At 71.1% G+C, this 13,458-nt stretch carries 15 protein-coding genes and 1 riboswitch; of the genes, 9 read left to right on the top strand and 6 right to left on the bottom strand.

Annotated elements, in window-relative coordinates:
* Positions 1-100: 100 nt before the first annotated feature.
* Positions 101-1,321 (bottom strand): alanine racemase, encoded by a 1,221-nt coding sequence (locus tag DSY14_RS05175; protein WP_211715295.1) that lies wholly within the window; start codon positions 1,319-1,321, stop codon positions 101-103.
* 180 nt (positions 1,322-1,501) lie between these two features.
* Between DSY14_RS05175 and purU the strand changes: the two genes are divergently transcribed.
* The 8 genes from purU (at position 1,502) to amaP (ending at position 5,527) form a co-directional block, all read left to right on the top strand.
* Positions 1,502-2,389: a formyltetrahydrofolate deformylase gene (gene purU / locus DSY14_RS05180; RefSeq protein ID WP_211715296.1), complete on the top strand. Its 888-nt coding sequence runs from the start codon at positions 1,502-1,504 to the stop codon at positions 2,387-2,389.
* A gap of 271 nt (positions 2,390-2,660) precedes the next feature.
* On the top strand, positions 2,661-2,885 hold the full coding sequence (locus tag DSY14_RS05185) for a CsbD family protein (protein ID WP_211715297.1): 225 nt from the start codon (positions 2,661-2,663) through the stop codon (positions 2,883-2,885).
* 52 nt (positions 2,886-2,937) lie between these two features.
* A complete protein-coding gene (locus DSY14_RS05190) occupies positions 2,938-3,414 on the top strand; it encodes an Asp23/Gls24 family envelope stress response protein (protein WP_211715298.1) in 477 nt (158 codons plus the stop codon).
* 2 nt (positions 3,415-3,416) lie between these two features.
* Positions 3,417-3,734: a hypothetical protein gene (locus DSY14_RS05195; protein ID WP_211715299.1), complete on the top strand. Its 318-nt coding sequence runs from the start codon at positions 3,417-3,419 to the stop codon at positions 3,732-3,734.
* A gap of 41 nt (positions 3,735-3,775) precedes the next feature.
* The gene (locus DSY14_RS05200; RefSeq protein ID WP_211715300.1) at positions 3,776-3,949 is read left to right on the top strand and encodes a hypothetical protein; all 174 of its coding nucleotides are present in this window, start codon (positions 3,776-3,778) and stop codon (positions 3,947-3,949) included.
* Between the two features lie 14 nt (positions 3,950-3,963).
* A complete protein-coding gene (locus DSY14_RS05205; RefSeq protein WP_211715301.1) occupies positions 3,964-4,332 on the top strand; it encodes a hypothetical protein in 369 nt (122 codons plus the stop codon).
* Positions 4,329-4,934: a DUF6286 domain-containing protein gene (locus tag DSY14_RS05210; protein WP_211715302.1), complete on the top strand. Its 606-nt coding sequence runs from the start codon at positions 4,329-4,331 to the stop codon at positions 4,932-4,934. The genes DSY14_RS05205 and DSY14_RS05210 overlap by 4 nt, the downstream gene beginning before the upstream one ends.
* Before the next feature lie 2 nt (positions 4,935-4,936).
* The gene (gene amaP / locus DSY14_RS05215) at positions 4,937-5,527 is read left to right on the top strand and encodes an alkaline shock response membrane anchor protein AmaP (protein ID WP_211715303.1); all 591 of its coding nucleotides are present in this window, start codon (positions 4,937-4,939) and stop codon (positions 5,525-5,527) included.
* Between the two features lie 874 nt (positions 5,528-6,401).
* Here the strand turns inward: amaP and DSY14_RS05220 are convergent.
* The 4 genes from DSY14_RS05220 to gcvT all read right to left on the bottom strand — a co-directional run bounded on the left by DSY14_RS05220 (position 6,402) and on the right by gcvT (position 10,817).
* Positions 6,402-7,814, bottom strand: a complete 1,413-nt coding sequence (locus DSY14_RS05220; protein ID WP_211715304.1) for an L-serine ammonia-lyase — start codon at positions 7,812-7,814, stop codon at positions 6,402-6,404.
* A 76-nt stretch (positions 7,815-7,890) separates the two neighbouring features.
* On the bottom strand, positions 7,891-9,159 hold the full coding sequence (gene glyA, locus DSY14_RS05225; RefSeq protein WP_211715305.1) for a serine hydroxymethyltransferase: 1,269 nt from the start codon (positions 9,157-9,159) through the stop codon (positions 7,891-7,893).
* 2 nt (positions 9,160-9,161) lie between these two features.
* Positions 9,162-9,542 (bottom strand): glycine cleavage system protein GcvH, encoded by a 381-nt coding sequence (gene gcvH, locus DSY14_RS05230; protein WP_211715306.1) that lies wholly within the window; start codon positions 9,540-9,542, stop codon positions 9,162-9,164.
* Positions 9,543-9,704: 162 nt separating this feature from the next.
* The gene (gcvT, locus tag DSY14_RS05235) at positions 9,705-10,817 is read right to left on the bottom strand and encodes a glycine cleavage system aminomethyltransferase GcvT (protein WP_211715307.1); all 1,113 of its coding nucleotides are present in this window, start codon (positions 10,815-10,817) and stop codon (positions 9,705-9,707) included.
* Positions 10,818-10,964: 147 nt separating this feature from the next.
* A riboswitch (glycine riboswitch) is annotated at positions 10,965-11,066 on the bottom strand.
* Positions 11,067-11,217: 151 nt separating this feature from the next.
* Between gcvT and DSY14_RS05240 the strand changes: the two genes are divergently transcribed.
* Positions 11,218-12,117, top strand: coding sequence for a class D beta-lactamase (locus tag DSY14_RS05240; protein WP_211715308.1), 900 nt, complete (start codon positions 11,218-11,220; stop codon positions 12,115-12,117).
* A 265-nt stretch (positions 12,118-12,382) separates the two neighbouring features.
* Here the strand turns inward: DSY14_RS05240 and DSY14_RS05245 are convergent, their stop codons facing one another.
* Entirely contained in the window at positions 12,383-13,444 is a 1,062-nt protein-coding gene (locus DSY14_RS05245) for a 3-deoxy-7-phosphoheptulonate synthase (RefSeq protein WP_211715309.1), read from the bottom strand.
* Between the last annotated feature and the right edge of the window lie 14 nt (positions 13,445-13,458).

The following is a 13,458-nucleotide window of genomic DNA, read 5'->3' on the forward strand; positions in this document are numbered from 1 at the left end:
GGCGAGCCCTCCCACCGCGGGTCTCCAAGGCGCGTGTCGTGGCGTGGGTCGCCCGCACACGGGCGGGGCCGGGCACGGTGGGGGCCCGAGGAGAAACGACCTAGAGGAAGGCGTGGCCCTCACCGCGGTAGGTGGGTACCGCGCCCTCGTAGGTGCCGGTGTCGGAGTCGATCAGGTGCAGTGTGTCGAAGCGTTCGCACAGTTCCCCGGCCTTGGCGTGGCGCATCCATACGCGGTCGCCGAGGGCCAGCCGGTCGGCGGCCGCGCCCATCAGTGGGGTCTGTACCTCCCCGGCGCCCTCGTGTGGGCTGTAGGTCAGCCCCTCGGGCAGGTGGGGTACGGGTGGACGGAACGCGTCGACGGGCCCGGACGCGGGGTAGCCGCCGCCCAGGACGGTGACCACGCCCGGTGCCGGACGTCGCACGACCGGCAGCGCGAACAGCGCGGCGGGGCGCCCTCGGAAGGACCGGTAGTGGTCGAACAGGTGCGGTTGGTACAGCCCGGACCCGGCGGCCAGTTCGGTCACGGCCCGCTCGCGTCCGGTGGTGTGCAGACTGCCCGTGCCGCCACCGTTGACGAAACGCAAGGGGGCGACCGCGCGGACGGCGCGGGTGATGGCGGCCCGGCGTCGGGCCAGTTCGACGGCCGAGCGGCGCTGGAGGGCGCTCAGGAGGCGTCCGTAGAGCGGCCGGCCGGGCGGTGCGTCGCCGAGCCCCGCGATCTGGCCCTCGTAGGCCATGATGCCGTCCAGTTCGAGCTCCGGTCGGGCGACGACGGCGCGGGCCAGCGCGGCGGCCTGGGCGGGGGTGCGGACGGTGGAGCGGTAGACGCCCACGCGCAGGTGCGGGCCGAGCGGCTGCCAGCCGGCGTCGATGTCCAGGCACACGCGGACCCGGGGGGTGTCCGCGCCGCGGTCGGCCTTGCGCACGGCGGCGACGATCATGTCGAGGTGGGCGGTGTGGTCGACCATCAGGGTGATGTGGTGGGCGGCGGTGGGGCCGCGGACCAGGTCGACCAGGGCGGAGCGGTCGGCGGTGGGGTAGGCGACGAGGATGTCGTCGCTCAGGCGGGGCGAGGCGGCGTCGAGCCAGAGCGCCTCGGGCAGGGTGAACGCCATGATCCCGGCGTATCCGGGCCGGTCCAGCGTCCGGCGCAGGAGTTCGCGGCTGCGGACGGACTTGCTGGCGACCCGTATGGGGCGGCCGTGGGCGCGGCGGGTCAGGTCGTCGGCGTTGGCGCGGAAGGCGGCCAGGTCGACCATGGCGAAGGGGGCCTGGAGTTCGCGGGTGGCGGCCTCGTACTTCTCACGCAGGCTTGTCATGGCATCGAGCATGCCAGAACGTGAGGGGCCTTCATATTGCGTGGAGCGTCCGATGTGCGCGGGTTCGGGGCCCGCGCGGGTGACGGGGGATACGCCCGGATCGACCCCGCTGGTGCGAGGTCCTGGATATTCTGGGTGGTCAGGCTGTTCGGCCGACGATCTGCGGGAGTGGTTCCTTCGATGAGCGAGCGTGAGTACGTCCTGACCCTGTCCTGTCCCGACAGTCGGGGCATCGTGGCGGGCGTGGCCAACCTGCTGTCCGACCACGGGTGCAACATCACCGAGAGCCAGCAGTACGGTGACCACTACTCCGGTCGGTTCTTCCTGCGCATGCAGTTCATGGCGGAGGACGGCGGGGCCGGTGTGGTCGGCGAGGACGTTCTGCGCGGTGCCTTCGCCGCTCTGGCCGGGGAGTTCGGCCGGGGCGCGGGGCGGTCGATCGTCGAGTGGAGCCTGCAGGCCCGCGACGTGCGCCCCCGCATGATCGTCATGGTGTCCCGGTTCGGGCACTGTCTCAACGACCTGCTCTACCGTCAGCGCAGCGGCCTGCTCGACATCGACATCGCGGCGGTGGTCTCCAACCACCCGGACCTGGAGTTCCTCGCGCGGTCCTACGGGGTGGACTTCCACCACCTGCCGGTCACCTCCGACTCCAAGGGGCAGCAGGAGGAGCGGATCCTGGAGCTGGTCGACTCCTACGACGTCGACCTCGTGGTGCTGGCGCGCTACATGCAGGTGCTCTCCGAGCAGCTCTGCGCGAAGATGTCCGGCCGCATCATCAACATCCACCACTCCTTCCTTCCCAGCTTCAAGGGCGCCCGCCCCTACCACCAGGCGCACACGCGCGGTGTGAAGCTCATCGGTGCCACCGCCCACTACGTCACCGCAGACCTGGACGAGGGGCCGATCATCGAGCAGGAGGTCTCCCGGGTCGACCACACGCACAGCCCGGAGCAGCTCACCGCGATCGGCCGCGACCTGGAGTCGGTGGCGTTGGCGCGGGCCGTGAACTGGCACGCGCAGCGTCGGATCCTCCTCAACGGGGAGAAGACGGTCATCTTCGACTGACCGACAAATCGATTTTCGGACGCCAGGGGTACCCGTCGGTACTCCTGGCGTTTTTCTTGGTCCGGACAGGATTCGGGGCCCTGGTTTGGGGGATGGATGGTAAGACCATGACCCTTCCGACCTGCAAAGCATTGCTTTAAGTGTCTTGGTGACTACATAGAGTCTCTATATGGTGTGATGGGGTCGAATCGACGTGACCTGGTCACAGGACAGGGGTCGTCGGTTTCGGTCCACACACCCTGAGCCGCGTGGCTCAGACCAGGGGGCACAAATGGGCAAGCACATCGATGACGCCGTCGGTCAGGGCAAGGAGGCCTTCGGTAAGGCCACCGGCGACCGCCGTACGGAGGCCGAGGGCAAGGTCGACCAGACCAAGGCCAAGGCCGAGGACGCCGCAGACAAGTTCAAGGACAAGGCCGAGGACCTGAAGGACAAGGCCGAGGGCGCCTTCGAGTCCGCGGGGGAGAAGATCAGGGACGCCTTCAAGCGCGACTAGAGCGTCGTGCGGAAAGCGTTCAGTACGGAAGACACACTGCGTAGGGGGACCAGTGTCGGATACCCAGACCCAATCCGCTGTGCCGAGCGCCCGTGAGGCCGCCGGCAAGCGTGAGTCCGCGAGCGAGCGCGGACAGGGACACACGCACATCGCCGACGGCGTCGTCGCCAAGATCGCCGGTATGGCCGCGCGTGAGATCGGCGGTGTCCACGCCATGGGCGGTGGCACCGCCCGCATGGTCGGCGCCGTCCGCGACGTCGTGAGCGGAGGCGGATCCTCCGGTTCGGTGGCGCAGGGTGTCTCGGTCGAGGTCGGCGAACGCCAGGCCGCCGTGGACATCGACCTCGTCGTCGAGTACGGAGCCGCCATCCAGGACCTGGCGACGGCGGTTCGCCGCAACGTCACCACCGCGGTCGAGAGGATGACCGGCCTGGAGGTCACCGAGATCAACATCAGGGTGGACGACATCCACCTGCCGGGGGACGACGACTCCTCCGACGGCGGCGACTCCGAACCCCGGGTCAAGTAGTCATGGCCGGTGGCGAGGCACCCGAGCAGACCGCGCTGGAGATCGCCGCGGCGGCGGTCCGTTTCCCCGACGTGGTGGAGCTGTCCTCGGGGTCCTTCGGGACCCTGAGCACCCCCGCGCTGGGTGGACGGGTGCGCGGGGTCGCGGTACGCGGCGACCACGTCGAGATCGGTGTGGTGGTCAGATACGGGCGGCCGTTGCCGGAGATCGCCACCGAGATCCGTCGGGGGCTGACCCCGCTGGCCGGCGGCCGCGTCGTCCATGTGTCCGTGGAGGACGTGGTCGCCGGGTTGGGTGACGGAGCACGAGCGGCCGGCTGAACACCGATCGCGATACAGGGCGTGTGATGAGAGGGGGAGCCATGTGGCCCATCGTTGGACTGTCCTATGGGACCGTGCTGGGGCTCGCAGCGGCGTTCGGCGGTTTTCCCGCCTTCGCGCTGGTCCTGGTCCTGGGCCTGGTCGGGTTCGTCGTAGGTAGGGCGATGGAGGGCGAGATCGACCTCGCCGAGATGTTCACACGGCGTTCGGCCTAGACGGGGGAGTGGACGTGGTCGGGGTGCGCAGCGACACGGTCCCCCAGCAACGGGTGCCGGCACCGCGGGGCGCGACGAGGGCCGACCTGGCCGGCGCGCGTGATCCCGGGGGACGGATCGATCTCCCGGGAAGCGTCATCGAGAAGGCCGCCGCCCGGGCGATCGGCGAGGTCGCGGGGGCCGAGGCCGCCCGATCCCGGGCGGCCCGCGCGCGCGTCAGCGGGGAGGTGGTCCTGCTACGACTGCGGATCGACGTGGACTATCCACTGTCGGTCCTCCGCGTGGCGGAGGCCGTACGAGAACACGTCAAGGGCCGGATCGAGCGGATCACCGGTAAACAGGTCCACCACATCGACATAGAGATCGCGGAGTTGGTGCGATGACCACCGTGGAAGAGGCGCTCGCCCGTCCGGCCCAGAGCGTGGATCGCCGGGCGAGACGGGTCGCCGTCCACACGTTCCGCCCACGTCGCTCGTGGCCCGCGGTGATCACCGGGTTCGTGGTCCTCATGGTGGCGGTGGTCGCCGCCGCCGAGGTCATCGCCGCCCTGGCGGGGAACCCCCTGCGGCTGTTCCCCGTCGGAGCGGCCACCGACTACGCCGCCGCGACCACCTGGTCCGAGCCCTCCGTCCAGATCGCCTCGGCGGTCTCGGCGGTGATCGGGCTGGCCCTGATCGTGGTGGCGCTCGCCCCCGGACGGGGCCGGTGGACGGCCCTGCGCACGGACGACCCGGCGCTCGTCGTGGGACTGACACGACCGGCGCTGCGCCGTGCGGTGGCCGCCGCCGCGCAGGACGTGAGCGGGGTCGACAGCGTGCACGTGACGGTGCGCGGCAACAGACTGCGGGTCCACGTGCGCACGGGGATGCGCGAGGCGCGCGCCCTGCCTGCCGAGGTGACCAGGTCCGTGGAGCGGCGCCTGGAGGAGCTGGCGCCCCTGCGCAGCATGCGGATCGCCACACACGTTCGATACGCGGAGGGTTAGCCATGGCGCGCGACAGGTGCCGCAGGTCGGCCCGGGGTAATCGCCTGGGCCTGGTGATCGTCGGAATGGTGCTGCTCGCGGTCGGTGCGGCGGCGCTCGCGGCCGGACAGGGGCTCTTCGGGCCCGGGATCGCGAGAACGCCCCTGTTGAGTGATGGTGTGAACGCGGTCCTGGCCCAGCCGTGGGTGCCCTATGTGACCGTGGCGGTGGCCTTCGTCGCCGGGTTCCTGGCCCTGCGGTGGTTGATGGTCCAGGGCATGAACGACACCGTGGGCCGCCTCTACCTGGAGCGGCACGACGAGGGCAACGTGGAGATGTCCGAGAGCGCGGCCCGCGGCGCCCTCGAACAGGAGGTCGCGGAGTACCCGGGGGTGCGACGTGCCCGGGCACGCCTGACCGAGTCCGGCGACGCGCCGCACCTGCGGTTGGCGCTCACCTTGGACGAGGACGCGGACGTGACGAGGGTATGGCACCGGGTGCGCGAGGAGGGGCTCGCCAACCTGAGGTCCGCCCTCGAACTGGAGCACGTTCCGGCGGTCATCCGGATGTCGATGACGGCCCCCGCCAAGAACCCGCGCCGCAGCCTGGCCTGAGGGAACGTCTGGGGTCGGACGCACCACGGCGTGCGTCCGCCCGGCCGGGGCACGAGCGCTCGACGTCGGCCGCAAGGCCCCTCGCCCGGGCCGGGCCGCGACGCCCCGGACCGGAGAGCGTCCGAGCGTGGGGGCCCTGTCCACCACCCTGTCCGAGCCGGCGCACGGGTGCGCGGACCTCGGAGGATCCCCGTGTCTCCCCCGTCCCGGCCTCCGGCGCTCGGGCCCGGTGTACCGACGACCACTGCCGGGAGAACCACCGACCGAGGACCGAGGGGTCGTGTGCGCGCCGACGGTCGGATTACCGCCGGATCATGGCCCGCGGTCTCTGGTGCCCACGCGCGGAGGACGCGATCATCGGGGATGGGTGACGACCGTTGCGTGCACGACCTCCTGCCCGGGCAGCGCGGACCCTGTCGACCCGTTCCCTCGGGCCTGTCCGCGTGCGTGGTGATCACACCGAGCGGGACGGTGTTCCATCACGCGCTCGTGCGAGGCCCTGATCGAGGGGCAGCGCAGGGCGGACCGCATGGGGCTGCCGATACACGACCCCGAGGTGGTGACCCTGGAGCGTGTGCTGCACGACCGGCCACCCTGCGTCCACTGCTTCCCGGACTACGCGCAGGCGGGGACCCGGCTCTGCTGGGTCCGACACGGGGGTCCTGGTTCAAGGGACTGCCGACACGGTGGCGTGGCCGCGACGAGCGGGGCCGGTGGGAGGCCGACGTCTCCTACGTGGTCGACATCGCGCTGGTCGAGAGCGTGGTCGACCAACGGTCGTCGCGGCCGCGCGAACCCGGTGAGAACGGCCCCGAACGGCCCTGAGCGGTGTCGCTCGGGAGGAGGGCGGCGACGTGCGCGCCGCACGGGTCCGTCAGCACTCGATGACGTTGACGGCGAGACCCCCGCGGCTGGTCTCCTTGTACTTGTCGTGCATGTCGCGGCCGGTGTCGCGCATGGTCTTGATGACCTTGTCCAGGCTCACGAAGTGGCTACCGTCGCCGCGCAAGGCCATACGGGTGCCGCTGATCGCCTTCACCGACGCGAGCGCGTTGCGCTCGATGCACGGGACCTGCACGAGACCGCCGATGGGGTCACAGGTCAGGCCCAGGTTGTGCTCCATCGCGATCTCCGCGGCGTTCTCGACCTGCGCGGGCGTGCCGCCCAGCACCTCGGCCAGACCGGCCGCGGCCATCGACGAGGCCGAACCCACCTCGCCCTGGCAGCCCACCTCGGCGCCGGAGATCGACGCGTTCTGCTTGAACAGGATGCCGATGGCCGCCGCCGTCAGCAGGAAGCGCACCACACCCTCGTCCCCGGCGCCCGGGCTGAAGTGCAGGTAGTAGTGGAGCACGGCCGGAACGATGCCCGCCGCGCCGTTGGTCGGTGCCGTCACGACCCGGCCGCCCGCCGCGTTCTCCTCGTTGACCGCCAGTGCGTACAGGCTGATCCAGTCACTGCCGCGCATCGGGTCCGGGTCCACGTGGGTGGGCGCCAGCAGGCCGTGCTCGTCGCAGACCCCGCCCAGCTGTCGGTACAGCCGGTGCGCCCGTCGGGGGACGCGCAGCCCCCCGGGGAGGCTGCCCTCGGTCATCACCCCGCGCCGCACGCACTGGCGCATCACCGACCAGATCTCCAGGAGTTCGGCGCGGATCTGTGCGGGGGTGCGGCCGAACGCCTGCTCGTTGGCGAGCATGAGCGCGCTGATGGACATACCGGTCTGCTCGCACAGGGCCAGCAGCTCCTCCGCGGAGGAGAAGGGGTAGGGCAGTTCGGTGTCGTCGGCCTTGATCCGGTCCGCGCCGGCGGCGCGCTCGTCCACGACGAAGCCGCCGCCCACCGAGTAGTAGACCTTGGCCGCCAGCTCCACCCCGACCGCGTCCAGGGCGACGAACCGCATCCCGTTCGGGTGGTCGGGCAGGCTCTCCTTGCGACGGAAGTCCACGTCCACGGCCGGGTCGAACGCGACCGGGGGACCGTCCGGCCCGCCCAGCAGCAGGGTCCGGGAGGAACGGACCTCCTCCACCAGCCGGAGCACCGCGTCCACGTCCACCCCCTCGGGGGTGTGACCCATCAGCCCCAGCACCACGGCCGTGTCACTGCCGTGTCCCTTACCGGTGAGCGCCAGCGAGCCGTACAGCTCGGCCCGCACGTGCGCCACCCGGTCCAGCGCCCCGTCCGATCCCAGAGTCGACACGAAGGTCCGTGCGGCCTTCATCGGGCCGACGGTATGTGAACTGGACGGTCCGATACCGATCTTGAACAGGTCGAAGGTGCTGATGGCCATGGACATCCTCCTCGTCGAGGTGCCGTGGGGATGGGCGCCGTGCGGGCCCGAGCGGGCCCACACGGCGTGGGCGCTGCTACAGGTTGGGGTAGAGCGGCCGCTTGGCGGCCAGGGCGTCGACCCGCGCGCGCAGTGCGGCGACGTCCCGCTCCGGCTTCAGGGTCTCGGCGATGACGTCGGCGACCTCGGTGAAGTCCCCCTCGTCGAAGCCGCGGGTGGCCAGGGCCGGAGTGCCGACCCGCAGACCCGAGGTGACCATCGGCGGGCGCGGGTCGTTGGGCACCGCGTTGCGGTTGACCGTGATGCCGACCTCGTGCAGCAGGTCCTCGGCCTCCTGGCCGTTGATCGGCGAGTCCACCAGGTCCACCAGCACGAGGTGGACGTCGGTGCCGCCGGTCAGGACCTTGACGCCTGCCTCGGCCGCGTCGGGCTGCGTGAGCCGCTCGGCGAGGATACGGGCGCCGGCGACGGTGCGACGCTGGCGATCGGCGAACTCCTCGCCCGCCGCGACCTTGAACGAGACCGCCTTGGCCGCGATCACGTGCTCCAGCGGGCCGCCCTGCATGCCGGGGAACACCGCGGAGTTGATCTTCTTGCCGAACTCGGCCTTGGACAGGATCATGCCGCCGCGCGGACCGCCCAGGGTCTTGTGCGTGGTGGTCGTGACGACGTCCGCGAACGGCACCGGGTTGGGGTGCAGTCCGGCCGCCACCAGACCGGCGAAGTGCGCCATGTCCACCATGAGCAGCGCGTCGACCTCGTCGGCGATCTGGCGGAACCGGGCGAAGTCGAGCTGACGCGGGTAGGCGGACCAGCCCGCGACGATCATCTTCGGCCGGTGCTCCTTGGCGAGCGCGGCGACCTCGTCGTAGTCGACGGTGCCGTCGTCGTCGCGCACGTGGTAGGCCACGGCGTTGAGGATCTTGCCGGAGTAGTTGATCCGCATGCCGTGGGTGAGGTGACCACCGTGGGCCAGGTCCAGACCCAGGATCGTGTCACCCGGCTTGAGCAGGGCGAAGTACACCGCTGTGTTGGCCTGGGCGCCCGAGTGCGGCTGCACGTTGGCGTGCTCGGCGCCGAAGAGCTCCTTGGCGCGGTCGATCGCGAGTTGCTCGATCACGTCGACGTTCTCGCAGCCGCCGTAGTAGCGGCGGCCGGGGTAGCCCTCGGCGTACTTGTTGGTGAGGACGGTGCCCTGGGCCTCCAGGACCGCCTGGGGAGCGAAGTTCTCCGAGGCGATCATTTCCAGGGTGTCGCGCTGCCGGGCCAGTTCGGCGTCGACGGCGGCCGCGACCTCGGGGTCCAACTCGCCCAGGGGCCGGTTGAGCAGGTTGTCGCTGGTCATCTTCAGTTCTCGCCTTCGATCAGCTTGGTGTACTCCGCGGCGGAGAGCAGCTGCGGGAGTTCCCCGGGGACCCGTACTTTGAACAGCCAACCGTCCGTGTAGGGGTCGGAGTTGATCGTCTCGGGGGCGTCTTCGAGAGCCCCGTTGATCTCGGTGATCTCACCGGTCACGGGGGTGTAGATCTCGCTGACGGACTTGGTGGACTCCACCTCGCCGACGGCCTCGCCCGTGGAGACCTCGCCGCCGACCGCGGGGCTCTCGACGAAGACGATGTCGCCGAGCGACTCGGCCGCGAACGCGGTGATACCGACGGTGGCGATGTCGCCCTCGACCCTGACCCACTCGTGTTCGGCGGTGTAACCCAGCTCCGTGGGAACGCTCACTTCAACTCTCCTTGGAGATGCTTATCCGTTGTGTGCCGTGCGCCCGTGCGGCGTACCGGCCCGGCCTACACCTGGCCACGCCCCGACCGTGCCGGTCCCTCGTGGGGATCCGGGCGGTGGGGCGCGCAGGTCCTCGGGGGTCCGACGGAGCGGACCCCGCTCCTACGACTTCCGCTGGTAGAACGGCAGTTCGACCACGTCGACCTCTTCGCCGCGGCCGCGCACGTCCACGGTGAACGCGCCGGTCGTGGTGTCGAGGTCGCCGTCCACGTAGGCCATGGCGATGGGGCGGCCCAGAGTGGGGGAGGGGGCGCCACTGGTGATGGTTCCGACGACGACTCCGTCGCGCAGCACGTCCTGCCCCTTGCGCAGCGGGCGGCGGCCACGCGCGACGAACCCGACCAGGCGCCGGGCGCGCGCGGTGCGCGAGGCCTCCTCCAGCGCCGCGCGGCCGACGAAGTCGCCCTTCTCGAACTTGACCACGCGGCCCAGGCCGGCGTCGAAGGGGGTGAGGTCGGCGGTGAGTTCCTGACCGTAGAGCGGCATGCCGGCCTCCATACGGAGGGTGTCGCGGGCCGAGAGCCCGGCGGGGACCAGCCCGTGGCGCGCGCCCTCCGCCGACAGCGCGGCCCAGACCTCCGGTGCCTTGTCGGCGGGCCTGACGAAGATCTCGAAGCCGTCCTCACCGGTGTAGCCGGTACGGGCCAGCAGCACCGGGATCCCGGCGACGGTGTGCTCGTACCCGGCGTAGTAGCGGATCTCGTCCAGGTCGGCGTCGGTGAGCGGCGCGAGGATCTCCACGGCCTTGGGGCCCTGCAGGGCGATGAGGGAGTGGTCGGCGGACTCGTCGACGACCTCGACGTCGAAGTCGGCGGCGCGCTCGGCCAGGACCGAGGCGACCACGGGGACGTTGGCCGCGTTCGCCACGACCAGGTACTCCTCCTCGCCGAGGCGGTACACGATCAGGTCGTCCAGGACGCCGCCGTCCTCGGCGGTGACCATGGTGTACCGGGCGCGGCCCACCTTCACCTTGGACAAGTGACCGACCAGCGCGTGGTCGAGCGCCCGGGCGGCCTGCGGCCCGATCAGGCGGATCTCGCCCATGTGCGAGAGGTCGAAGAGTCCGGCGGCCTCGCGGACCGCGGTGTGCTCGGCGGTCTCGCTGCCGTAGCGCAACGGCATGAGCCACCCGGCGAAGTCGACGAGTGTGGCGCCGGCCTCTTCGTGGGTCTTGTGCAACGCGGTGAGGCGCGGCGCGGAGGTGGACTCTGACATGGGCACTCCCGAGAGGATGGGCGTCGGTCGTTGCGGTGAGGCGTTGCCATCCTCCCCCTCTGTCATGGGTGCCTGAGAGCTTCACCACGCGCGCGGCGTGGCTTGCACCTTCGGCGAGGGATCATGGTCCCTGCTTTCCAGAGTGGTCTCGCCCGTACGGTCCGCTGTGCCTGAGAGGTTGTCTGTGGGGAGGGATTGCTCCTTCGGCGGCCCACGTTGGTTACATGGGCACTCTCCCGTACGGGGTCAGCAACACGGCCAGCCTAGCAGCGGTGACACAGGGCACCCAAGAGCGGTCGACGGGTTGTGGACGCCCCTTTCGGAAGGTGGGAGACCCCGGAGCGGGGGATGCCCTAGCTTGGGGTGAGGACGTTCTCTCGTACACCGCTGGAGGAGCCGAGTGCGTACCGACACCGACCCCGCACGGTCTCCCAGGACACGGAACCACGCCCTGGTCGCCGGTAGTGTCCTCACCCTGCTCACGGGGGTGGCCTGTGGGGGAGCCGAGGAGGAACCCCCGCCCGGCCCCGGGCGGGTGGACTCCGGCACACCGGTCGCGTTCGGCGACCTGGAGGCCGTGGAGCGCTCCGATCTGGCCGGGCACTTCGAGCAGGCGGGCGTGGACGGCACGTTCGTGCTCTACGACGTGCGCGACCGCTCCGCCGTGGTGGTGGGCGCCGACCAGGCCCGTGAGCGCGCCGTCCCGGCGTCCACGTTCAAGCTCCCCCACACGCTCATCGCCCTGCAGACCGGGGTGGTGTCCGACATCGACGAGGTCGTCTCCCCCGAGGGCGAGGAGGAGATGAGTCTGCGCGAGGCGCTGCCGACCGCGGACGTCCCGGTGCACTACGAGGTCGCCGAACGGATCGGGCACGACCGGATGTCCACCTGGGTGGACCGGTTCGACTACGGCAACCGCAAGGTGGGCGAGGACGGGGACCTCGGCCGTTTCTGGGTGGAGGGTCCGCTGGAGATCTCCGCCGTGGAGCAGGCCACCTTCCTGGCGGAGCTCGCCCGGGCCGAACTGCCGGTGGACGTGGAGCACCAGGAGGCGTTGCGCGAACTGGTGGCGGTGGAGGAGACCGAGGACTACAGCCTGTACGGCCGGACCGGCCTGGGGGTGGAGGCCGACCCCGCTCCGGGCTGGTGGGTCGGTTGGGTGGAGAACGGCGACGACCTGCACACGTTCGCGCTGCGCCTGGACGTGGTGGAGGAGTCGGACGCCGACGTGCGCGAGTCCCTGGGCCGGGATTTCCTGGCGGAGCTGGACGTCCTGCCCGCGGAGGCCGCGGGGGCCTGACCCGCCCGGGCCGCGTGGCGCGCGTGGGCCCGAGCGCGACGCGGGACCCGCGACGCCGCCGTACGCGTCGGCACGGGTGACCGGGCGGGAGAGGGATCCGCCCGCCGACGTCACGTTGTGGGGGAGTGCGCCGTCGTCACCCTGCTCGTCCAGGGCGGCGAGGCCACCCGCGCCCGAGCCGTTCCGGGCGGTTCGGGCACCGTGAACACGACGACGGGCGCCGGGAGGAACCCTCCTCCCGGCGCCCGTCGGACGTCGAGGTGACTCAGGCCGCGTTCTTGCGGCGCGTGCGCACGGCCTCGGCGAGGTCGGCCAGCACGCTCTCGGTGGTCTCCCACCCCATGCACTTGTCGGTGATGGACTGACCGTAGGTCAGGGCGGCCGGGTCGCCCAGCTTCTGGGCGCCCTCCTCGATGAAGCTCTCCAACATGACGCCGGTGATGCCCTTCTGCCCCTCGGCGACCTGCTGGGCGATCTCCCGGGCCACGCCCACCTGACGCACGTGGTCCTTGCCGCTGTTGGCGTGGCTGGCGTCGATCATCAGGCGTCGGGGCAGACCGGCCTTGCCGATGACGTCCAGGGCGGCGCCCACCGAGGCGGGGTCGTGGTTGGGGCCGCTGCGGCCACCGCGCAGGATGACGTGGCAGTCGGGGTTGCCCTCGGTCACCACGACCGAACCGGCGCCGCTCGGGTCCACGCCGAAGAACGTGTGCGAGGCGGCCGCCGCGCCCACGGCGTCCACCGCGACCTGGACGTCGCCGTCGGTACCGTTCTTGAACCCGACCGGGGTGCTCAGGCCACTGCTCAGCTGCCGGTGCACCTGGCTCTCGGTGGTGCGCGCGCCGATCGCGCCCCAGGACACCACGTCGGCGATGTACTGCGGGGTGATCGGGTCGAGGAACTCGGTCCCCGCGGGCAGGCCCAGGGCGTTGATGTCCAGCAGGAGCTCCCGGGCGGTGCGCAGACCCCGGTGCACGTCGTAGGTGTCGTCCAGCCCGGGGTCGTTGATCAGGCCCTTCCAACCCACGGTCGTGCGGGGCTTTTCGAAGTACACCCGCATGACCACGCACAGGTCGGCGCCGAGGGAGGGCACCAGCTCGGCCAGGCGGCGCGCGTAGTCCATGGCGGACTCGGTGTCGTGCACCGAGCACGGACCGACCACGACCAGCAGGCGGTCGTCCTCCCCGTCCAGGACACGCTTGACCTCGGCGCGCGAGCTCTCGACCAGGGCGGCGCTCTCGTCGCTGATCGGCAGTTCCGCGAGGAGGTCCCGGGGCGCGATGAGCGGCCTGTAGCTCGCCACCCGTGTGTCGTTGGTGCTCGTCATCGTTGTGCGTGTCC

This window comes from Nocardiopsis sp. MG754419, from assembly GCF_018207095.1.
In the GTDB taxonomy this organism is placed as follows: domain Bacteria; phylum Actinomycetota; class Actinomycetes; order Streptosporangiales; family Streptosporangiaceae; genus Nocardiopsis.

Excerpts from the sequence above, each read along its gene's own strand:
- DSY14_RS05185 (WP_211715297.1), top strand. The coding sequence starts at position 2,661 with ATGGGCAAGCACATCGATGACGCCGTCGGTCAGGGCAAGGAGGCCTTC.
- DSY14_RS05175 (WP_211715295.1), bottom strand. The coding sequence starts at position 1,321 with ATGACAAGCCTGCGTGAGAAGTACGAGGCCGCCACCCGCGAACTCCAG.
- DSY14_RS05210 (WP_211715302.1), top strand. The coding sequence starts at position 4,329 with ATGACCACCGTGGAAGAGGCGCTCGCCCGTCCGGCCCAGAGCGTGGAT.
- DSY14_RS05245 (WP_211715309.1), bottom strand. The coding sequence starts at position 13,444 with ATGACGAGCACCAACGACACACGGGTGGCGAGCTACAGGCCGCTCATC.
- amaP (WP_211715303.1), top strand. The coding sequence starts at position 4,937 with ATGGCGCGCGACAGGTGCCGCAGGTCGGCCCGGGGTAATCGCCTGGGC.
- purU (WP_211715296.1), top strand. The coding sequence starts at position 1,502 with ATGAGCGAGCGTGAGTACGTCCTGACCCTGTCCTGTCCCGACAGTCGG.
- gcvT (WP_211715307.1), bottom strand. The coding sequence starts at position 10,817 with ATGTCAGAGTCCACCTCCGCGCCGCGCCTCACCGCGTTGCACAAGACC.
- DSY14_RS05220 (WP_211715304.1), bottom strand. The coding sequence starts at position 7,814 with ATGGCCATCAGCACCTTCGACCTGTTCAAGATCGGTATCGGACCGTCC.
- glyA (WP_211715305.1), bottom strand. The coding sequence starts at position 9,159 with ATGACCAGCGACAACCTGCTCAACCGGCCCCTGGGCGAGTTGGACCCC.
- DSY14_RS05200 (WP_211715300.1), top strand. The coding sequence starts at position 3,776 with ATGTGGCCCATCGTTGGACTGTCCTATGGGACCGTGCTGGGGCTCGCA.
- DSY14_RS05195 (WP_211715299.1), top strand. The coding sequence starts at position 3,417 with ATGGCCGGTGGCGAGGCACCCGAGCAGACCGCGCTGGAGATCGCCGCG.